Here is a 646-nt window from a genome sequence, read left to right as displayed (position 1 = left end):
GTCCTCAGTCTCTCAACGCTTCCGTCACGGAAGCGTATTGGTTGTGTCACTTTGGAGGGCGGGGGCGCCCCAAATCTACTTCCTTGAGAGAATTCAGCCGCTTGTCACCCGAGAGACCCTCGTATCGCGTGGCCTCTGATGGAGTTTAGCGGGAGTAACACGGCGAAATAAAGCCGCCCGACACGACAATCCGAAAACTCCGGACACAGTGTGACAAACAAGCCGCGATTACATTCCAAACAAATGACAGACGCGCGAAATCGGCGAGAGCATGCATATACTCTCGGCCGAGCCGCGTTCTACTTGTTCGGAAAGGGTTTTACTTAGGCGCCGACGGTGCCCAGAGCCTTGATGCGCGCGGAGAGGCGCGACAGCTTGCGCGCCACCGTGTTGCGGTGCAGCACGCCCTTGGTGACGGCCCGCTGCATCTCGGGCTGCGCGCCCTTGAAGGCCTCCGCGGCGACGGTCTTGTCGCCGCCCGCGATCGCGAGCTCGACCTTGCGGAGGAAGGTGCGCACGCGCGAACGCCGCATGCGGTTCCGCTCGGTGCGCTTCTCGGTCTGACGGATGCGCTTACGCGCGGAAGCGTTATTGGCCATGGCGTCTTGAATGCGATCTCGATAGAGGGCGGGCGGAAGGTCCCGCC

The 646-nt window shown here is 61.8% G+C and carries 1 protein-coding gene; it reads right to left on the bottom strand.

Translation table 11 applies throughout. From position 1 onward, the window contains the following. Window positions 1–323 precede the first annotated feature (323 nt). A partial coding sequence (rpsT, locus tag AC1DWF_RS35490; RefSeq protein WP_476843149.1) for a 30S ribosomal protein S20 occupies window positions 324–646 on the bottom strand: 323 nt, incomplete at its 5' end.

This window comes from Aminobacter sp. P4_D5 (genome assembly GCF_056401815.1).
The sequence above is the reverse complement of the archived record's forward strand: the minus strand, read 5'-3'. Positions and strand labels throughout refer to the sequence as shown.